At 35.7% G+C, this 20,040-nt stretch carries 24 protein-coding genes; 15 read left to right on the top strand and 9 right to left on the bottom strand.

Going from position 1 to position 20,040, the window contains the following annotated elements:
- Positions 1 to 43 precede the first annotated feature (43 nt).
- The gene (locus BAQ44_RS03710) at positions 44 to 619 is read right to left on the bottom strand and encodes a TetR/AcrR family transcriptional regulator (protein ID WP_071720815.1); all 576 of its coding nucleotides are present in this window, start codon (positions 617 to 619) and stop codon (positions 44 to 46) included.
- Between the two features lie 142 nt (positions 620 to 761).
- On the opposite strand from BAQ44_RS03710, the gene BAQ44_RS03705 reads away from it, so the two are divergent.
- Positions 762 to 2,237 (top strand): MDR family MFS transporter, encoded by a 1,476-nt coding sequence (locus tag BAQ44_RS03705; protein WP_071720814.1) that lies wholly within the window; start codon positions 762 to 764, stop codon positions 2,235 to 2,237.
- Between the two features lie 42 nt (positions 2,238 to 2,279).
- Here BAQ44_RS03705 and BAQ44_RS03700 read toward each other — a convergent pair whose 3' ends face one another.
- The 4 genes from BAQ44_RS03700 to BAQ44_RS03685 all read right to left on the bottom strand — a co-directional run bounded on the left by BAQ44_RS03700 (position 2,280) and on the right by BAQ44_RS03685 (position 3,910).
- On the bottom strand, positions 2,280 to 2,807 hold the full coding sequence (locus BAQ44_RS03700; RefSeq protein WP_071720811.1) for a permease: 528 nt from the start codon (positions 2,805 to 2,807) through the stop codon (positions 2,280 to 2,282).
- On the bottom strand, positions 2,804 to 3,286 hold the full coding sequence (locus BAQ44_RS03695) for a hypothetical protein (protein ID WP_063263247.1): 483 nt from the start codon (positions 3,284 to 3,286) through the stop codon (positions 2,804 to 2,806). Before BAQ44_RS03695 ends, BAQ44_RS03700 begins: the two co-directional genes overlap by 4 nt.
- On the bottom strand, positions 3,279 to 3,620 hold the full coding sequence (locus BAQ44_RS03690) for a PadR family transcriptional regulator (RefSeq protein WP_071720808.1): 342 nt from the start codon (positions 3,618 to 3,620) through the stop codon (positions 3,279 to 3,281). Before BAQ44_RS03690 ends, BAQ44_RS03695 begins: the two co-directional genes overlap by 8 nt.
- 164 nt (positions 3,621 to 3,784) lie before the next feature.
- Complete coding sequence (locus tag BAQ44_RS03685; protein WP_000540385.1) at positions 3,785 to 3,910, bottom strand: YjcZ family sporulation protein; 126 nt, start codon at positions 3,908 to 3,910, stop codon at positions 3,785 to 3,787.
- A gap of 199 nt (positions 3,911 to 4,109) precedes the next feature.
- Between BAQ44_RS03685 and BAQ44_RS03680 the strand changes: the two genes are divergently transcribed.
- Positions 4,110 to 4,370 carry a hypothetical protein gene (locus BAQ44_RS03680; protein ID WP_061679467.1) on the top strand — a complete coding sequence of 87 codons (261 nt, stop codon included), beginning with the start codon at positions 4,110 to 4,112 and terminating at the stop codon, positions 4,368 to 4,370.
- Positions 4,371 to 5,027: 657 nt separating this feature from the next.
- Here BAQ44_RS03680 and BAQ44_RS29365 read toward each other — a convergent pair.
- Positions 5,028 to 5,138, bottom strand: a complete 111-nt coding sequence (locus tag BAQ44_RS29365; protein ID WP_000505681.1) for a YjcZ family sporulation protein — start codon at positions 5,136 to 5,138, stop codon at positions 5,028 to 5,030.
- A 145-nt stretch (positions 5,139 to 5,283) separates the two neighbouring features.
- Positions 5,284 to 5,550 carry a YmzC family protein gene (locus tag BAQ44_RS03665; RefSeq protein ID WP_071720802.1) on the bottom strand — a complete coding sequence of 89 codons (267 nt, stop codon included), beginning with the start codon at positions 5,548 to 5,550 and terminating at the stop codon, positions 5,284 to 5,286.
- 383 nt (positions 5,551 to 5,933) lie between these two features.
- Here BAQ44_RS03665 and BAQ44_RS03660 point away from each other — a divergent pair, with 383 nt between their 5' ends.
- The 12 genes from BAQ44_RS03660 (at position 5,934) to BAQ44_RS03605 (ending at position 16,513) form a co-directional block, all read left to right on the top strand.
- Positions 5,934 to 6,290, top strand: coding sequence for a MarR family transcriptional regulator (locus BAQ44_RS03660; protein WP_071720800.1), 357 nt, complete (start codon positions 5,934 to 5,936; stop codon positions 6,288 to 6,290).
- Between the two features lie 217 nt (positions 6,291 to 6,507).
- Positions 6,508 to 7,356 (top strand): BglG family transcription antiterminator LicT, encoded by an 849-nt coding sequence (gene licT, locus BAQ44_RS03655; protein WP_071720798.1) that lies wholly within the window; start codon positions 6,508 to 6,510, stop codon positions 7,354 to 7,356.
- 146 nt (positions 7,357 to 7,502) lie between these two features.
- Positions 7,503 to 9,395 carry a beta-glucoside-specific PTS transporter subunit IIABC gene (locus tag BAQ44_RS03650; protein ID WP_071720795.1) on the top strand — a complete coding sequence of 631 codons (1,893 nt, stop codon included), beginning with the start codon at positions 7,503 to 7,505 and terminating at the stop codon, positions 9,393 to 9,395.
- Positions 9,396 to 9,490: 95 nt separating this feature from the next.
- Entirely contained in the window at positions 9,491 to 10,930 is a 1,440-nt protein-coding gene (locus BAQ44_RS03645) for a 6-phospho-beta-glucosidase (protein ID WP_071720793.1), read from the top strand.
- 156 nt (positions 10,931 to 11,086) lie between these two features.
- Positions 11,087 to 11,545, top strand: a complete 459-nt coding sequence (locus tag BAQ44_RS03640) for a MarR family winged helix-turn-helix transcriptional regulator (protein ID WP_063263237.1) — start codon at positions 11,087 to 11,089, stop codon at positions 11,543 to 11,545.
- Positions 11,538 to 12,122 (top strand): CDP-diacylglycerol--serine O-phosphatidyltransferase, encoded by a 585-nt coding sequence (gene pssA, locus BAQ44_RS03635; protein WP_116758349.1) that lies wholly within the window; start codon positions 11,538 to 11,540, stop codon positions 12,120 to 12,122. The genes BAQ44_RS03640 and pssA overlap by 8 nt, the downstream gene beginning before the upstream one ends.
- 73 nt (positions 12,123 to 12,195) lie before the next feature.
- Complete coding sequence (locus BAQ44_RS03630) at positions 12,196 to 12,426, top strand: MerR family transcriptional regulator (protein WP_071720790.1); 231 nt, start codon at positions 12,196 to 12,198, stop codon at positions 12,424 to 12,426.
- Positions 12,423 to 13,580 (top strand): RNA-guided endonuclease InsQ/TnpB family protein, encoded by a 1,158-nt coding sequence (locus tag BAQ44_RS03625; RefSeq protein ID WP_071720787.1) that lies wholly within the window; start codon positions 12,423 to 12,425, stop codon positions 13,578 to 13,580. The genes BAQ44_RS03630 and BAQ44_RS03625 overlap by 4 nt, the downstream gene beginning before the upstream one ends.
- A 155-nt stretch (positions 13,581 to 13,735) precedes the next feature.
- Entirely contained in the window at positions 13,736 to 14,107 is a 372-nt protein-coding gene (locus BAQ44_RS03620) for an ATP synthase subunit I (protein ID WP_071720785.1), read from the top strand.
- A gap of 187 nt (positions 14,108 to 14,294) precedes the next feature.
- Entirely contained in the window at positions 14,295 to 14,924 is a 630-nt protein-coding gene (locus tag BAQ44_RS03615; protein ID WP_071720783.1) for a VanZ family protein, read from the top strand.
- Between the two features lie 124 nt (positions 14,925 to 15,048).
- Positions 15,049 to 15,702: a DUF2306 domain-containing protein gene (locus tag BAQ44_RS03610; RefSeq protein WP_071720780.1), complete on the top strand. Its 654-nt coding sequence runs from the start codon at positions 15,049 to 15,051 to the stop codon at positions 15,700 to 15,702.
- A 181-nt stretch (positions 15,703 to 15,883) separates the two neighbouring features.
- Complete coding sequence (locus tag BAQ44_RS03605) at positions 15,884 to 16,513, top strand: LysE family translocator (RefSeq protein ID WP_063263584.1); 630 nt, start codon at positions 15,884 to 15,886, stop codon at positions 16,511 to 16,513.
- Positions 16,514 to 16,674: 161 nt separating this feature from the next.
- Here the strand turns inward: BAQ44_RS03605 and dhaQ are convergent, their stop codons facing one another.
- Both dhaQ and dhaS read right to left on the bottom strand, forming a co-directional pair.
- Positions 16,675 to 17,673 (bottom strand): DhaKLM operon coactivator DhaQ, encoded by a 999-nt coding sequence (gene dhaQ / locus BAQ44_RS03600; RefSeq protein WP_071720778.1) that lies wholly within the window; start codon positions 17,671 to 17,673, stop codon positions 16,675 to 16,677.
- Between the two features lie 19 nt (positions 17,674 to 17,692).
- Positions 17,693 to 18,259 carry a dihydroxyacetone kinase transcriptional activator DhaS gene (gene dhaS, locus BAQ44_RS03595; protein WP_071720776.1) on the bottom strand — a complete coding sequence of 189 codons (567 nt, stop codon included), beginning with the start codon at positions 18,257 to 18,259 and terminating at the stop codon, positions 17,693 to 17,695.
- 178 nt (positions 18,260 to 18,437) lie between these two features.
- On the opposite strand from dhaS, the gene dhaK reads away from it, so the two are divergent.
- The coding region (gene dhaK, locus BAQ44_RS03590; protein ID WP_071720774.1) for a dihydroxyacetone kinase subunit DhaK at positions 18,438 to 20,040 on the top strand (1,603 nt) is incomplete at its 3' end.

The raw sequence follows: 20,040 nt of genomic DNA, 5'->3' as shown, positions 1-20,040 counted from the left end.
AAAAAAAAGGCTGTTTATAAAACAGCCTTTTTTGATGGGAAAGTTATTCCTCTCCAAACTGAAAAATATCCCGATTAATAAGTTGGTGGAGATACCTATCCATTTCAGCCGCAGAAACGCTTCTTTCATTTTTAAACCACCATGCGCTTAATGAGGTGATTGCCCCTGAATAAAATTCAATGATTAAATCATTTGGCATCGTATGGTTTTTGCAAAGTTGATTTAACGCTTCTATTTCTTGTTTTCTCGTTTCGTGACTTAAATACTGTGTCCGGTTAATAAATTGTTCATCAGACATTTGCGTTTCTAATATTTTACCGATTTCTTCATGATGTAGAAATTGTTCCATTACTTGAAATGGTTTACTTAATCGATCTGAAACCGGTATTTCACCAATCATCTTGCTGTATCGTTTAAATCCAAATGCTAATAAAGCATCTTTATCTTCAAAGTGTTTATAGAAGGTCGTTCGGTGTACCATTGCGCGGTCACATATTTGGTTAATCGTGATCGTACTATATTTCTGTTTTGATTGCGTCATTAATTCAAATAAGGAATCCCACAATAATTTATGTGTACGTCTAATACGTAAATCAATTTGTTTTTCATTATCATTCATCTACAATTCTCCTTTTTTGTAGATTAAATATACAGTGGCTGAAAATTGATTCTCCCTTTTTAATCTACATATGTATATTATATTACATGTGTTCCGGTGTATTTAAAGTTTTTTAAGTAAGAAACAGGAGGAGAATCTGTAAATGAATATGACAACTAAGAGCCCTGCAAGTGGCAAAGTTGATACTTCTAATATGAAACATACCCCCATTTTAATTGCATTACTTTTAGGGGCAATGGTTGCGTTATTAAACGAAACGTTACTTGGTAATGCGTTAACTGTATTAATGAAAGAATTTGGCGTAACAGCCTCAACAATTCAATGGCTTTCTACAGCTTACATGTTAGTGGTTGGGGTTTTAGTCCCAATTACAGCGTTACTTCAGCAATGGCTCACAACGAGACAAATGTTTTTGATCGCTATGGTAACGTTTTTAGCTGGTACATTAATTGCGGGATTCGCACCGACATTTTCCATTTTATTAGTCGGTCGTATCGTCCAAGCTGTAGCGACGGGATTAATTACACCGTTATTGATGAATACGATTTTAATCATTTGTCCGCCTGAAAAACGTGGTGCCACAATGGGATTAATCGCACTTGTGATGATGGCAGCTCCGGCAATTGGTCCTACATTATCTGGAGTAATTGTGGATTCATTAAATTGGCGCTGGTTATTCTACATTGTTATTCCGATCGTGATCATTTCAATTATGATTGGAATGAAGTACATTCAAAATGTTTCCGAGTTAACAAGGCCAAAGGTAGATTATCCATCTATCCTTTTATCGACATTAGGATTTGGCGGGCTTGTGTATAGCTTTAGTGCATCAGGTGACTTAGGATGGTCGGATGCGAAAGTGTATGGCACTTTACTTGTTGGGATTATCTCATTATGTATGTTTGTCGTTCGACAATTGAAAATTGAGAATCCAATTTTAGAATTACGCGCATTTAAAGTTCCGATGTTTACATTATCAGTAGGATTAATCGTGATTGTGATGATGTCGTTATTTTCAACGATGACTTTATTACCGATGTTCCTGCAAACAGTGTTACTCGTTACAGCTTTTAAATCAGGAATTATCATGCTTCCGGGAAGTGTTATTAGCGCCATCATGGGACCAATTGCAGGTAAACTATTTGATAAATTTAGTCCGAAAGTTATTATCGTTCCCGGCATTGTGTTAGTAGGGATTGCAATGTTCTTATTTAAAGGCATTACTCCTGACACATCGATGGTACAAATTATCGTTATGCATAGCGTATTAATGGTTGGACTCATGTTTGTCATGACAGCACAAACATACGGTTTAAATCAATTAACACCAGATTTATATCCGCACGGAACAGCACTGTTTAGTACGTTACAACAAGTAGCTGGCGCAATTGGTACAGCTATCTTTATTTCGAAAATGTCTTCAGGAACAACTAGCTATATGGAAAGCTCCGCAAATCCAATGGATCCAGTAGAGAAGTTAAACGGTTTAACTTCAGGATTCCAAGGTGCATTTACATTAGGGTTAGTCTTTATCATTGTTGCATTTATCGTATCGCTGTTTTTAAAAGAAGAGAAAAAGGGAGTAAAAGCAGCGAGGGTTTTACAGAACGAGAATTAAGGTTTATATAAAAAAGACATCTTTACTAGAAAAGGTGTCTTTTTACATGTCTTTTGTAACATCATACCGTAGCAACTGCCCCTGATCATAAAACCTTTCAAAAATAAGCCCCATTACATAAAAGAACACTAAACCAAAACTAACATGAATAAGTGTAAAGGTAGTGCCAAATGAAGAAAATTCATACACGAGAATTGGCAATTTCGCAGTTGTCCAAACGCCTAAGAAAAATACGATATATCGAATGCTTGCGCCTTTTTGTAAGAGTAGTGCTGCAATTGGGAAGGCAACGTAGAGAGGACCAGCTGCAATGCCACCTAATAATAGAGAGAATAAAATTCCGTATACGCCGGAATTTTTCCCCATATATTTCATGAGCGTTTCTTTTTTCACCCATTGATCGAGTAATCCTACAAATAGTAGGACAGGGGGAAGGAGAAACAACATATCTAAAATGCTATTTCCTGTTAATTGTAATGCGCTCCATCCTAAAGATTGATTTATAAAAGTTAATACAATGAGCCCCAGTAGTAAGATGAAAAAGAAACGGTATCTTTTTAGTTCTTTCATACCATCACCACCCAAATGATATAGGAGAATAGGAGAGACATGAGCAATGCAGACGCATTACGTGCGTAAGCAAAGCTTCGCCCGAATATCTTTTGTTCCATCGGTAAGGTTGTAATTCCTACTGACATGAGTGTAGACATAAGTGCCGCAACTTGAGGAAGGCCTGCGCCGTGTTGGACTAATGTATTGCCGAGTGGGAATACGACGAAGCTTGGAATAAGTGCAACGGATCCGAGTATCGCTGAATAAACAATGCCGAGAAATCCAGATTGCTCCCCAATAATAGAAGAGATGAAAGATGGCGTTAATATAGAAAGCGATAAGCCAACGAAGAGCATGATGGAAAGCATCGCAGGTAGAAGATTGCGAAACATTTTCCACGATTTCATTAGAGCTCTTTTCGTTTTATTGCGGTCCTTCATAAAAGAAATCCCCGTAAGAATAATGGCTAAAGTATAAAGAATCACACCGTTAATCATGGTCGGAATCCTTTAAGTTCTTATATTTGTCTATGAAAAAGGATAAGTTCTTCATTTTTTCTTCAATATCCATTTGGAAATCTGCCAATTGTTCCTTTCCAGCAGGCGTAATTTTGTACATCTTTCTCGGTTTGTCTTGATGATCTGTACTTACATAAGATTCAATTGCACCTTCGTTTTCTAATTTCTTTAGCGTACGATATAAAATGGCGCTATCGATTGGATTAACTGGAAGTTCTTCTTCGCACTTTTGCAATAATTGCCCGCCATAGTTATCTCCTTCAGCTAAAAATAACAAAAGAAATGCACCTGTATGTCTTCCTGTATGTTTCATGGATATACCTCCTTGAATGAATTAAGGTTTATACTGTTAATGACAGTATACTGTTGTTAACAGTATATGGTGCATGAAGTGCTATGTCAATTTTAAAATGTGCCAATTTCGAAGGGTTGTACATCTAAAAACATAAAAAAAGACACTCTCAAGAGTGCCTCTTATTAGCAGCCGAATCCGCCGCCCCAACAACTAGCTCCTACGATGATTAATAAAATAAATAGTACAACAAGTAAAGCGAATCCGCCGCCGAAACCGCAGCCACCGCCACAAGTACCGCCATAGCCCATATTAACTCCTCCTTCCATAAAGACCATTAATTAATGGATTTAATGTACTTTATGTTTTTACGGATAAACTTGAGCAGGTCCTTTTGAAAAATAAAAAGTGCTTAGATTTAATGAGAATTGACGACCTTATTTTTGTCACGGGTATTATGCTGATGACATATTGTATTTTATTCTGTGTATTGGGGGAAGGAGGATCTTTATGGCCAATTCTGAAATGATTTTACGATTACTTACGGATTTAAAGATTGAACAGCAAGCTTTAAAAGAGCAGTTGGAAAAAATGCAAACAGCTGTGACTATTCTTGAAGAAAAATCAGTGATTGTGGAAGAAAAACCAGCGACTATTGAAGAAAAACCAATGAATATTGAAGAAAAATCAGCTGCTGCAAAGCAAAGAGCTCATTCTGGACGCCCAACATCTTTTCGTGCTTGGAGAGCATCTTCGCAAAAAAATTCATAAAAGTATAAGAAAAGAAGACATCGATTACGATGTCTTCTTTTGCTTGTACAATCCAAATGAAGTTAAGAAGATATATCCATATTGCTTTAATAATAAGAAGAAAATAACGATTGTCGACTCCTTTTTTAGTATAGCATGTAATAGTAAATATTTTTATGTAATGTTGCATATATATAGATTATATGATGTTTATTGTATATATTTTAGTTGTCTGTTATTTGTTTTAATTCATTTACTTATATTATTTTTTGAGTGCCCCAGTGATGGGGCCTTTTTTTATAATTGTGTCAAAGTAGAAATCCCTCAAGCATAAGAGAGGGGTTACATAGCTAGGGAAATTGTTATTAGTGTTTAATGAGATGGAGTCCAGGATGTTGCTTCTGAATTTCTTCTAAATGAAGTACTATTTATTTTTAAACCGTTCCCCATAAATGATAAACCATACCGAAAACAAAAAAAGCTAGTCCTACAAACAAAACGATTAAAGCAAGCATTCCATTTTTATTATGTTCCATATAATTAGCTCCTTTTTCATTTATTTACATACAAAAAAGCCTTTAGTCGTAATTATGTCTAAAGGATCGGATTCTCATACTTTTTAGTTTACAAAGAAAAGACACCCATATAAGAGTGTCTTTTCCGATAGTTTGTTTAGTCTTAGCAGAAGCAAGAAGCTCCAACGATGATTAATAAAATGAATAACACAACTAATAATGCAAATCCTCCAGCAAAACCGCAGCCTCCGCCGCAACTACCACCAAATCCCATAATAGTTCCTCCTTTAATAAGAGGGGAAAAACAAAGGGTCACTCGTGTTTTTTTAACGGATTCCATTTACTTTATGTTTTGACGTATAAACGTGAGCAGGTCCTTTTGAAAATAAAAAAAGACACCTTAAGGTGCCTTTATATAATTAATATTCGCTAGCGTAAAACTCTTTTATTAGCTTTATTTCATTTGTATCTGGGTTGAATTTGAATATTTTAATTTGATTAGATTCGTCTTTATAAGCAAATGTATTATCGCCAACTTGGGTCATATTGCTAATATTTAAGCTAGGATCACTACCATGGTCAGTGATTTCCACAGTTTTCTCACGATCCCAAAATGCAATGACAATGATCAAGATGATCAGGCATATACGTATGTTACGTAGTTCTCTTGCTAGAGGATGCTCCATATGATAGTCTCCTTCTTTAGTTAATAAATTTTGTTTATAAAAGAGATACTTCCTATGAGAATATAAATAAAAAAGACACTGTAAAAAGTGTCTTTTTTATCTAATTTATGCGCATTGCTTAATAAGACGCTAGTTCCTCTGTATGAATATGAGTAACTATGTAGGGTGATTTCATTATAACATTTTAACCATTACTGGGTCTATATGGGATTTTATCGATAATTATGTTTAATTATTCAGAATGATACATGTAGTGAAAAATATATATTACCTATAGTAATTGTAAAATATAATGCTGTATATAACTAGTCTTGTAATGAACTTCTACTATATTTAAGATTGAAATAGAAATGAAAAAAGGTACAAAGAAGGAGCTGTAGCATATGGGCGCTTGGGGAACTGGATTATTTGATGATGACACGACTTGTGATGTGAAAGAGCAGTTTATTGAATATATAGAAGAAGATAATAGTGCGGAAGAAGCAACTAAGCTCATTTTAGAAGAGTATGTAGATGAGTTTGATATGGAGGAAGAGTTAGAGGTAATGTCTTTAGTATACATTGGTCTTGCGGCAATACAATTGGAGAAGGGTTGTCTTCAAGAGGAAGTTCGCAGTAATGCGATTGCATTAATTGAGCGAGGGGCTGACCTTGAGCTTTGGGAAGAAGCAGATGTGGAAGATTATGAAGAGAGAAAGAAAGTTTTAGATGAATTTAAGCAACAGTTGATAAATAGATAGTATTGTTCTTTGTAAAAAAATATTCAATAATTTATCATTGCAACCGCTTACTCTTTGTGTATAATAAAGGTAAGTTAATAAGTAAAAGGATTGTTACTGTTCGGCAGGCAAAACCTAAATTGATCTAGAGGCTACGGGTGTAGTGTGGCTTTTGGAATCAGTTTAGGTTTTTTTATTACCTTTTGTGACTTTAAGAAGAAGAAGAAGGCGGAACAATATGAGAATCCATAAAATCTTAAATAACAATGTTGTTTGTACGATGAAGGATACTGAGACAGAAGTTGTACTGATGGGCAGAGGTTTGGGATTTCAGAAAAAAGTAGGCGATACGATTGATGAATCTAAGGTAGAAAAGACCTTTGTGCTAGAAACAAAAGAATTATCAGAGAAACTTGCTAGGTTGCTAACTGAAATTCCTGTAGAAAATTTAGAGATTACAGAGAGAATTATTCAGTTTGCTAAGACAGCTTTGCCGGGGACTTTAAGTGATTATATATATCTTACATTAACGGATCACTTAAGTTTTGCCTTAACTCGGCATAAAGAAGGAATGGATCTTAAAAATACTTTGCTTTGGGAGATTAAGAGGTTCTATCAGAAAGAGTTTGAAATTGGTCTACAAGCTTTGAACATAATTGAAGAAGAGACTGGGCTTAGACTTTCTGAAGATGAAGCAGGGTCAATTGCACTACATTTCGTTAATGCGCAGCAAGGAGAGCCGGCGATGCAACAAACGGTAGCGATGACGAAAATCGTCCAAGATATTTTAAATGTTGTAAAGTACCACTATAAGATGAACTTAGATGAAAATTCATTTAATTATAGTCGGTTTGTAACGCATTTACGATATTTTGCGCAGCGTTTAATGCAGAAGGAATTGAACTCGGCCGATGATGATTTTTTATACGAGCAAGTGAAAAGTAAGTATGAAGAGGCATATTGTTGTACAGAAAAAATTGAAGCATACTTACGAAAAGCACATAATAGTCATCTTTCAAAAGATGAAAAGGTGTACTTGACGTTGCACATTCATCGTGTAACGAAACGCAATGAATTATGTAATTGAATAAACGGGATTGTTACTGTTTGGCAGGCAAAACCTAAATTGACTTGTAATGGAGTGATTCGTATGTATCACGCCGTTATGGTTAGTTTAGGTTTTTTCTTTTATAAAAATAATAAATGGGATGATTGTAGGGAGGGAAAGTTACTATGAAGTATGAAAAATTAGCAAAAGACATACTGAAGAATGTTGGTGGGAGAGAAAATATACATAGCGTTGTACATTGTATAACTCGTTTACGATTTCAGTTAAAAGATGAGGGGAAAGCAAATACAGAAGTACTGAAAAGTATGGAAGATATCGTGACTGTTATGAAAAGCGGCGGACAATATCAAGTTGTAATTGGTAACCATGTATCCGACGTATATAAAGCGGTTATTGCTGCTGGAGGGTTTCAGGAAGCTGAGGAAGAAAATACGAGTGAGAAGAAAAAGAGTAGTCTTATAGATATTCTTTCTAGCATTTTCACTCCTATTTTGGGAGTGTTAGCTGCAACAGGGATGATTAAAGGATTTAATGCTCTATTTGTAGCGTTAGGCTGGTTAAGTACACAGTCAGGAACGTATCAAATATTAAATGCAGTCGGCGATTCGTTATTTTATTTCTTCCCGATCTTCCTTGGATATACAGCAAGTAAGAAATTCGGGGGATCACCATTCATCGGTATGGCGATTGGAGGAGCGTTAGTCTATCCGGCTTTATCAGGTTTAAAAGCAAGCGAGCCATTATATACGTTATTTGCAGGAACGATGTTTGAATCACCAATTCATATTACGTTTTTAGGAATACCAGTTATTTTAATGAACTATGCATCATCTGTTATTCCAATTATTCTCGCTGCTTATTTTGGAGCAAAAGTAGAACAGTCGTTAAAGAAAGTGATTCCGGATGTTGTGAAAACATTTTTATTACCATTCTTCACATTATTAATTGTTGTACCAGTTACATTTCTCGTTATTGGCCCGATTGCGACGTGGGCAGGTCAGTTTTTAGGACAGGCGACGCTTTGGGTGTATCATGCAAGTCCATTAGTAGCAGGTGCTTTACTCGGTGCTTTCTGGCAAGTACTTGTCATATTTGGCCTTCATTGGGGCGTTGTTCCGATTGGCTATAACAATTTAGCAGTAAACGGTGTGGATCCGATACTAGCGCTTATATTTGCCGCTTCATTTGCTCAAATTGGTGCTGTGCTTGGCGTTTGGATGAAAACGAAAGACAAGAAATTAAAAACACTTAGCATTCCAGCTTTTATTTCAGGTATTTTCGGTGTTACAGAGCCTGCGATTTATGGTATTACACTTCCTCTTAAAAAGCCGTTTATCATGAGCTGTATTGCTGGAGGAATTGGCGGCGCAATACTTGGCGTATTTGGTACACAAGCTTATATGACAGGGGGACTTGGTATATTTACGCTTCCGACATTTATTAGTCCGAAAGATGGGATAACAGCTGGATTTTGGGGAGCAATTATTTCGATGGTTGTTTCTTTAATAGTAGGTTTTGTTCTAACTTACTTATTTGGTTTTACGAAAAAGCAAACATCTACAGAAACAGCTGAAACAATTAATAAAATCGCTGCATCAAACGATGATGAAGTAATCTTTAGTCCTTTCTATGGCGCCGTTATGCCGCTTCAAAATATTGACGATGCTGCATTCGCATCAGGTGCGCTAGGTGAAGGAGTTGCGATTGAGCCTTCAGAAGGAAAGTTGTTTTCACCGGTTTCAGGTACGATTTCTGCGCTGTTCCCGACGAACCATGCGGTAGGAATTACGGCGGATTCAGGTGCTGAAATTTTAATCCATATTGGAATGGATACTGTGAAATTAAATGGCGAATTTTTCTCTTCTCGTATTGAACAAGGAGCGAGAGTAGAAAAAGGGCAATTACTTATTGAGTTTAATATAGCTGAAATTCAAAAGGCGGGTTACATTGTGACAACACCAGTTGTTGTTACAAATTATGATAAATATAGCATCAAAAAAACGGAAATAGAAAAGATTCAAGCAGGAGATTCCTTACTAACGTTAGGAGTTAAATAGTAGTCACATTTCATACAGGTTCAAACGAAGAAAGGTATTCTTTAAAATTTACAATAGCTTTCCTCGTTCATTCTTATATAAAGGAGTTTTTCTATATGTCTAAAGTTAATTTTCCAAAAGGATTTTTATGGGGTGGAGCAACTGCAGCCAATCAAGTTGAAGGTGCATATGTAGAAGACGGAAAAGGATTAACGACGGTTGATCTATTACCAACTGGTGAGAACCGTTGGGATATCATGAAAGGAAATATTCATTCCTTTACACCTGTAGAAGGAGAGTTTTACCCGTCACACGAAGCGATTGATTTTTATCATCGTTATAAAGAAGATATTGCACTCTTTGCAGAAATGGGATTTAAAGCGTTACGTGTATCGATTGCGTGGACGCGTATTTTCCCAAGTGGTGAAGATGAAAAGCCAAATGAAGCAGGATTACAGTTTTATGATAATTTGTTTGATGAACTGTTAAAGCACGGTATTGAACCAGTTGTTACGATGGCTCACTTCGATGTACCTGTTCATTTAGTAGAAAAGTATGGAAGCTGGAGAAGTAGAAAGCTTGTAAACTTCTTCGAGACGTACGCAAAAACGATCTTTAATAGATATAAAGATACAGTGAAATATTGGATGACGTTTAATGAAATTAATATGCTTTTACATTTACCTTTCATGGGAGCAGGTTTAGCGTTTAAAGAAGGGGATAATAAAAAACAAATTCAGTATCAAGCAGCGCATCACCAACTTGTTGCAAGTGCGTTAGCTGTAAAAGCGTGTCATGAAATTATTCCAGATGCAAAAATTGGTTGTATGCTTGCTGCTGGTGCGACGTATCCGTACACATGTAATCCAGATGACGTACTTCGTGCAATGGAACAAGACCGTGAATCATTCTTCTTCATTGATGTACAAGCAAGAGGAGCATATCCTGGATACGCAAAACGCTTCTTTAAGGATAACAATTTAACAATTGAAATGGAAAAAGAAGACGAGGAAATTTTAAAAGAGCATACAGTTGATTATATTGGCTTTAGCTACTATTCAAGCCGAGCAACAAGTACAGATCCAGAAGTGTTAAAAAGCATAACGAGCGGAAATGTATTCGGTTCTGTTGAAAATCCATACCTTGAAAAATCAGAGTGGGGATGGACGATTGACCCGAAAGGCTTCCGTATTACAGCAAACCAACTGTACGATCGTTACCAAAAACCGTTATTTGTTGTTGAAAATGGTCTCGGTGCAATCGATCAATTAAATGGTGAAGAAGAAGTGAATGATGAATACCGTATTGATTACTTACAAAAACATATGATTGAAATGTCCGAAGCCATCCAAGATGGAGTAGATATTATCGGATATACGAGCTGGGGCCCAATTGACCTTGTAAGTGCTTCGACTGGAGAAATGAAAAAACGTTACGGATATATATACGTTGATAAAGATAATGAAGGAAAAGGTTCATTAAAAAGATCGAAGAAGAAAAGCTTCGATTGGTATAAGGAAGTAATTAAGACGAATGGTAAGAGTTTGGAGTCTTGAGTATGAAAGGGAGACATCTTAATTGATGTCTTCTTTTTTTCATTGTGAATAAAGTACGGAGCGATATTTCCCTTTACACGAACATAAAGGTATAATATAGTTTAGTTAAGTGAACTAAACTATTAAAACGAAATAACAGCATGGAGGAAGAACGCTATGACTAAATCATATAAAGAAGTAATTAATGAAATGAATCGAGCATACACGGAACTCTACATTTTACTATTTCAAGATTTAAAAGATGAGTTCGGTCTTACTGGGCAGCAAGAGAGCATGTTATTTCATATTAATTTAAATGAAAACACGACAGCAAATAACATTGCGAGTACTTTTAATGTAACGAAAAGTGCGGTGAGCCAAGTTTTATCGAAATTGGAAAAGCAACAGATGATTTCGAAACAAGTGAATCCTAACAACAAACGGGAGTATTTCCTTACGATCGGTCCAAACGGTAGTAAATATATCGAACGATTGTCTGAGCTAGATGATGTATTGATTGAGAAATATTTCTCGAAAATTGATATCGAAGCTTTGCAGCAAATGACTGATACGTTAACGAAAATAAATAAAGTGATATTGGAAGAAAAGCAGAAGGATCTTGAGTCTAATGAGTAAGAAGCAAGATGAAGCAATTAGTAGAAAGGAGGAGAAGCGTGTGATGAGTTACATACCAAATATGATTACGATAGCAAATTTTGTGTGTGGGCTGTTGGCTATTCACGCTGTTTTCGTTCACGATATGCATGGTGCAGTTATGTTCATTATTACAGGTATGGTATTTGATCTGTTTGATGGTATGGTCGCTCGGAAACTAGATGCTGTTTCGGAAATAGGCGGAGAGCTAGACTCATTTGCGGATTTAGTGACTTTCGGTGTGGCGCCATCTATTCTTGCATATAGTGTTGCTTTAAAAGATTTGCAGTTTATCGGGATGATATGTGCGCTTGCGTATAGTATTTGCGGAATGCTCCGGCTTGCGAGATTTAATACACAACAAAGTAAACTCCCAACATTTATCGGAATGCCCATTCCATTTGCGGCAATGTGTCTCCTCATGTTATGCCTCCTAAATAACCCAGTTTCCGTGGCATTTGGCACATGCGTACTCGCTTATTTAATGGTGAGCAAAATCAAATTCCCCCATTTTAAAAAAGATATATCGGAAAGCTTGAATTCCGAAAGATGGGATTAATAGGAAAGATAAGGAGAAAGAAATAGTAAACAAAAACATAGACAAAAGTAGGCATATATAATAAAAAGTACTTATGAAACAATATAAACCAAAAGAATTTTCAGAAATACTTAATGTTGCTGTTAAGACATTACAAAGGTGGGATAATCAAGGTGCTTTAACTGCGTACCGAAACCCAAAAGGAAGAAGATACTATACAGAAGAACTTGTTCAGGATTTAATATCTATCATTCATGTATTTAGCTGTAGAATATATGGGTTGAGAACATACAAAAAGAAAATGTCGGAGGATGAAGACTTATGAAAAGAGCATATTTAATAGAAATCAAACCGACAACTGAACAAATTAGTAAAATCCGTCAAACTATTGGGGTTTGTCGATATGTATATAACCTGTATATCTCTAAAAATAAAGAGGCATATGAGTCGGAGGGGAAATTTCTTAGTGGCTATGACTTTTCCAAATGGCTGAACAATATTCATACAAAAGAGTGTGACCAGTGGATTAAAGAAGTGTCGAGCAAAGCGGTAAAACAAGCGATTATGAATGGAGATAAAGCTTTTAAGCGATTTTTTAAAGGTTTATCTAAGTTTCCACGATATAAAAAAAAGAAGAAGCAAGATGTGAAGTGTTATTTCCCTAAAAACAATAAAACAGATTGGACAGTAGAAAGACATAGAGTAAAAATCCCCACAATTGGTTGGACAAGGTTAAAAGAATATGGGTATATCCCTAAAAATGCAAATGTAAAAAGTGGCACAGTATATCAAAGAGCAGGAAGATACTACGTGTCTATACTCTGTGAAGTGAAAGAGGTAAAACCAAATCCAACCCTTGATGCAGTAGGTCTAGGAATTGATTTGGGAATTAAAGACTTCGCTGTACGTAGCGATGGAAAAACTCATAAAAATATAAATAAAACAGTACAAGTAAAAAAGATAGAAAAACGGTTAAAACGTGAACAACGCTCTTTATCACGCAAATTTGAAAATATAAGAAAGAGAGGTGAACAACCTGTTACTAATAAAAGAGCGAATATAAGCAAAAATATTCTTAGGGTGCAAAAACTACATGCTAGGCTAGCAAATATTCGATTAGCGTATGTAAAGTCTATTGTAAATGATGTGGTGAAAACCAAGCCAACGTTTATTACAGTAGAAGATTTGAATGTGAAAGGTATGATGAAGAACAAACATCTATCTAAAGCTGTAGCACAACAATTTTTTTATGCTTTTAAAACATTGTTATCAACGAAATGTAGGGAATATGGAATTGAACTACGGCAAGTGGACAGATTCTATCCATCTTCTAAAACATGTTCATGTTGCGGTCAAAAAAAGTCGGATTTAAAGCTGTCTGACCGAGTATATACATGTGATTGCGGAAATGTAATAGACCGAGATTTAAATGCATCTATCAACCTTTTACAAGCAAAAAAATATACAATACTAACGTAAATAGATTGTATATATGTACGGTGGGCTACATCGGAATTTACGCCTGTGGAGTGTCACAGCAAACTGTAGTAGCAAGTAATTAGCGAGGCAGGGCACGTAGAAGCAGGAATACTCTAAGAATATACATTTGTCTATATTTTTAGTAGCAGCATAACATGATTCGTATGGCATTAAGATCATTTAACATACAAATATATTGTTTGCTAGGCGTGATGTTACTGGGATGGTTGCTGACACCTTTTCAAGCCCAGTTTGTAGGGATAAGCATCGGCCTGTTAGTGAGTATGTACTGCGCCTGGATTTTAGGGAGGCGTATCGAAAAGTTCGGAAATAGCATCATAAAAAAAGAAAAAGCACCAATGCTTGGCATGATGAATCGGTTTGCAGCCGCCATACTCGGCGCGATTATTATGTATGAAATTGAACACCGTGAGTACATGTGGACATTTGCAGCTGGAATTATGGGTGGGTATTTCTTGATTATTATTAATTTGGGGTATTACAGTATGAGGGATGCGAAGGAATAGAGTGAAAACTAAGTTTAAGCATACTGTTGCCTAACAATGAATAGCGGATTATTAAGAAGAGCAATAATAAAACCCAACATAAATTTTAAGAAAAATTTTATATTTACCCCACTTTTTATTTTAAAAGTTTCTCCTATCCTATAAACAACAAAGTCATAGATGAAATTGTAAAGTTAGGGGATTCTACATGCATACAGGAGTTTTAATGAGTTATTTGTATACTTATTTTTTTACAATTATGTTTTGTATTGTGTTTCAAATTGGATTTTATTTTAAAGCGAAAAACAATATATCTATTCGGCATTTTCTATGGGTATATGTTTTTATATTCTACCTTTCACTAGTATATGGAGTGACGCAGATCGCGACTGTATGGGATATAAGTAGATACGAAACGTGGATTCGTGTCAGTCAAATCAACTTGACTCTATTTGATACGGCAGGTAGTACGACGTATCTTTTGAACATTGTACTGTTTATGCCATTAGGTTTTTTATTACCGACTATTTGGCCGCAGTTTAGAAAGATGAAAAACACCGTATGTGCGGGATTCTTTTTTTCATTGGCAATTGAGTTAAATCAATTACTAAATAATAGAATTACAGATGTTGATGATTTATTTACGAATACCCTCGGGGCGATTGTTGGGTATGTATTATATAAAATATTATATACAGCATTATTTAAAATGATATTAAAAAGAGAGGGTAAAAAGCTTGATACGAACTCTTCTTTAGTCATAAAATACGAAGCTGTTTTTTGTTTAGTGTGTTCATTTGTAGGTGCGATGTTCATTTATTATCCTGGAGATCTGTAAGCTACGATCTCGATTATAAAAACAATGTGCTGAATAGATCATTAAAGAAGGCTTTTCTATTTTTCCCTAGAATGAACAGTAATGAATAATCTAATTCCTTAATGTAATGGGGAGGCAGTAAAATTTGAACAGGAAAATTTGGTTTGTAGTTACTTGTTTTGCTCTTTTAGTAGCTAGTTATATTGTTGTCCAATATTTTATTATGGATGGATTTCAAACAGGGCTTGTAAAAGTAAAGCTTATGTTTGGATCTAAATTAAGTGCGTTCTGGTATATGATGCTATTTATACATATTGCAACTAGTATAGTAGCATTAGTAATTGGCCCGTTTACATTATCCACTAAATTTAGAGAAAGGAATATCAACCGTCATCGAATAATTGGGAGAATCTATATGGTTGGTATATTATTAGGAGGCGTTTCTGGATTATACCTATCCTTTTATGCTACGGGTGGATTGGTAGCGAAGTTAGGTTTCGGTTTGTTATCCGTATTTTGGCTAACATCAGCATATCAAGCATTAAATAGAATTAAGAATAAAAAAATTAAAGACCATCGGAATTGGATGATTAGAAATTATTCTTTAACCTTTGGAGCAGTTACGTTAAGAATTTGGCTACCGTTGTTTATCGTTCTATTTGGAATAGAGCGGTTTGAACTTAGTTACGCTATTATTGCTTGGTTAGCGTGGGTACCCAATTTAATTGTTGCAGAATTATTCATAAGAAAAAGACTTAATAAAGGAAAATATCAAGGAAATGAGGATTTACATTTTTGATGTGAATTTGCTGTAATATTGAGGGCAGAATTCTTCAGTAATTGAATTTTTAAATAGCTGGATTTCGTTTGTAGATTCAAAAATTCGCTAATTTTATTGAATAAATAGAAAATACTTTCTTTTTGCGTCTATTTAATTTAATATCAATAAGGGCACCAAAAAAATAGATAGAGGTGCTAAAATGTACGGTATTATTAATTATGAAGTGTTTTTACTAACAGGAATTTTATTGAATTTAATTCCTGGTGCAGACACCATGTATATTGTGGGGAGAAGTATTTCACAAGGTAGAAAAGCAGGTGTGTATTCTGTTTTTGGTATTATTACTGGTTCTTTAGTTCATACGTTGTTGGTTGCTTTTGGTTTATCTATTATACTTACAAAATCTATTTTGCTATTTAACACTATTAAGGTTATAGGTGTTATCTATCTTGTATATTTAGGGATTAAAATGATACTTGATAAGACAAATGTAGCTTTCCAGGCCTCATCCAATAAATTGAACATTAGAAAGATATATGTACAAGGACTTTTAACAAGTCTGACGAATCCAAAAGTCTCTTTATTCTTTATTGCGTTTCTTCCGCAATTTATAGATACAAAGGCTTCAGGTCCTATGCCTTTTATCATTTTAGGACTTACTTTTACAGTAACCGGACTATTATGGTGTTTATTTGTTGCTTATTTCTCTTCATATGTTACAAAAAAATTAAGAGGAAACCAAAAAGTAGGAATGATTCTAAATAAGATAACAGGACTGATTTTTATTGGCATGGGGCTAAAGTTGCTTCAAACAAAAGCTCCTCAATAAACCTGAATAACATAAAAATGCCCCCTTTCAAGAGATGTAATCGTAGGTTTAGGCTAATTTCTACATACTAAAAAGTCCCTTTAACTTTGAAGGGACTTTTTGCTTGTTATTTTGAGTTATTTAAAAATTTATTTCAAGAAACAACCTATACTTTAATTGTATTACCAACTAGCAGTTTCCGTACTTTCTTTCAACCACTTCACCCAATCCAAATCTTCTACCTTAAGCAAACTGAGCGATACACCTTTCATATCTAAAGAAGTTAGAAGGGTACCAACTTTCACGAACTCCACATGTAAGCCTTCCAGCTCACATAAGCGTCGAATGTCATTTGCGAAAATGTATTGCTCCATTAGTGGAGTTGCGCCTAGTCCGTTAATGAGGATGGCGAAGTTGTCACCTTTTCTCCAGCGATAAATGCTTTTAAGTTTGTTCATTAGTTCGATTGCTAATATTTCAGAAGAGGATAATGCTTCTTTACGGTATCCTTTTTCTCCGTGAATGCCGACGCCGTAAAAGACTTCATCGTCGTTTAATGAAAATGAAGCTTTTCCTTTCACTGGATCGTTTGCAGGTGAAAGGGCGACTCCTAATGTGTGTAGGTTTTCGGTGATAGAACGGCCGAGTGCTGTTAGTTCTTCTAAAGAATGACCTGCAAGAGCGGCCGCACCAAGTATTTTTTGAACAAAAACAGTACCAGCGACGCCGCGTCTTCTTTTATTAAAAGAAGCATCATCTTCAATTGAAACGTCGTCATTTACGATGATGTGGTCAATTTTTTTACCTTCTTCTTTTGCGATTTGTTTTGCAGCTAAAAAGTTTGCTACGTCATCTTTAAAGTTTTTGATGATGAATAAAATACTTTTATCTTTTGGCATGAGGCGAGTTGCCGCGATAATTTGTTCCACTGTAGGCGGAGTGAAGATGCTTCCGTTTACGGCCGCCGTAAGCATACCTTTTCCTACATAACCAATATCAGCAGGTTCGTGTCCGCTACCACCACCGCTTATGATAACAACGTTTTGCTTCAGTTTTTCGATATCTTTTACATAAATGATGTTATTTGTTTCGTCGTAATTTACTTTGTCGTTATGTTCAAAATAAAAGCCATGCATCATATCTTGAACGATATGTTGTACATCATTCATAATCTTTTTCATTGCTTTTGCCACCCTTTAATTACTTTGCTGATTGCTCTAGTAATAGTAGTAATTGATTGTTTATCATATTTTTCATGAGAGAAGACATAATGGAAGGATCTACTTCGTATTTGCTTTCAATCCAATCTTTTATCGTTCCAACGAAGCCGTGACTATAAAAGGAGGCAATCGTATTTTTTGTCTCATCAGAAAGGCTGAATCCACAGCTCACAGATAGTTCATCAATAATCTTCATATATAAGTTTTTTGTATGCTCAAATAAATAGTGATTAAACGAATTTTGCTCAATGACTTTAAAAGCATTTCGGTAAAATTTTTGATTTTCATAAAAGTAATCAAATAATAAATCGAAAATGTTTTCCCACGTTTCATAGTCGAGAAAGTCGATAATGTTTTCTTTCGTTTCTTCTTTATAAATCCAACTTAATAGTTCAAATTTATCTTTAAAGTGATAATAAAAAGTTTGCCTACGCATTTGACAGTGTAACATAATATCGCTCACTGATATTTTATGAAAGGACTCTGTTTCCATTAAATACTTCAATGAATTCGCGATTATCTTTTTAGAAATTATAGAAGAGGTCATGTGAATCATCCCTAGAATGTTATTAATATGAAAATCCTACCGAGAAATGAGAGCGGTGTCTTTAGACAGATTGTCCATTTTGTCCGTTTACTATAAAACGCTTTCATTTTAACATGGATAGTAAGAAGAAGATTTCAAATATATCACAATATATTAAAGGAATTGAGGGAGAACTACAATGAAAAAGATTATAAACAAACCAGAAACATTAGTAATGGAAATGTGTAACGGAATGGTTATGGCGCATCCAGAGCTTGAGCTTTTGAAAAAATATAAAGTTATTAAGAAGAAAGAAATGAACGAAAATAAAGTAACGTTAATTAGTGGCGGCGGTAGTGGTCATGAGCCAGCACATGCAGGACTAGTCGGAAAAGGAATGTTAGATGCGGCAGTGTGCGGAGATGTGTTTGCTTCACCTTCACAAATTCAGGTATATCAAGCAATTAAAGAAACAGCGAGTAAAAAAGGTACGTTATTAATTATTAAAAATTATAGCGGCGATATTATGAATTTCAAAAACGGAGCGCATTTAGCGACGGAAGATGGAATTGAAGTCGACTACGTAAAAGTGGACGATGATATTGCGGTAGAAGATAGTTTGTATACAGTAGGACGCCGCGGCGTTGCGGGCGTTATTTTAGTTCATAAAATTGCCGGCGCAGCAGCGGAAGCAGGTATGGATTTAGGAGCGGTGAAAGCTGTCGCGGAAAAAGCAGCGGCTAACGTGCGCACAATCGGTTTAGCGTTAACGTCTTGTACAGTTCCAGCGAGCGGATCACCTACTTTCACACTTGCGGAAGATGAAATGGAATACGGCGTAGGTATTCACGGCGAACCAGGAATTAAACGTGAAAAAATGTTGTCAGCAGATGAACTAGCGAACCGTATGACAAATGATCTAATGAAAGATTTAGGAGTAAAAGACGGCGAAGAAATTGCGCTTCTAGTTAACGGTTTTGGTGGAACACCACTGCAAGAACTTTACTTATTTAACAACGCCGTGACGAGAGAATTAGCTGCAAGAAACATTACAATTAATAGAGTATTCGTCGGTAATTATATGACGAGTATCGATATGGCTGGTATGTCTTTAACGGTAATGAAGTTAGATGACGAGTTAAAAACATTACTATCAAAAGAATGTAATACACCAGCGTTTAAAGTAGATGGACCAGTTGAAAGTGTTGAGTACGTAAATGTGCTTGAAGAGACAGAAGAGAAGGAAGTTTCCTTTGAGATAGAAACGGCAGAAGAGCACGCTGTTATTAAAGATAATGTCATTACATTAAACAACATGATTTATCTCGTTGATAAAATGAGCGACGTTATTATTAAAAACGAAGTGCCATTCTGTGAATTAGACACGCATGCTGGTGACGGCGACTTCGGAATGAGTGTGGCAAAAGGATTTAAGCAACTAAAACGTGAGTGGCATTCTATCGTAGAACAAGAGAACGTAACGATCGGATCATTCCTTGACGGTTGTTCGATGATTATTATGGAACATTGCGGCGGCGCATCTGGTCCAATTTGGGGCGGAGCATTCCGCGCAGCTAGTAAAGCAGCAGGCGAAAAGCGTGAGCTAACAGTGAAAGAATTCGCTGAAGTGTTGCAAGCAGCACTGCAAGGCATACAATCTATCGGTGAAAGATCATTCGGTAGAGGAGCAGTAGTTGGTGATAAAACACTTGTTGACGCACTTGCTCCATGTGTAGACTCTTGGCTAGCTAGCGCTTCAAACGAAGAAGACATGAAAACTGCCTTCGAAAAAGGAGCCGAAG

Source organism: Bacillus mobilis, from assembly GCF_001884045.1.
GTDB classification, from domain to species: domain Bacteria; phylum Bacillota; class Bacilli; order Bacillales; family Bacillaceae_G; genus Bacillus_A; species Bacillus_A mobilis.
Note: the sequence above shows the minus strand (reverse complement) of the source record. Positions and strands in the feature narration are given on the sequence as shown.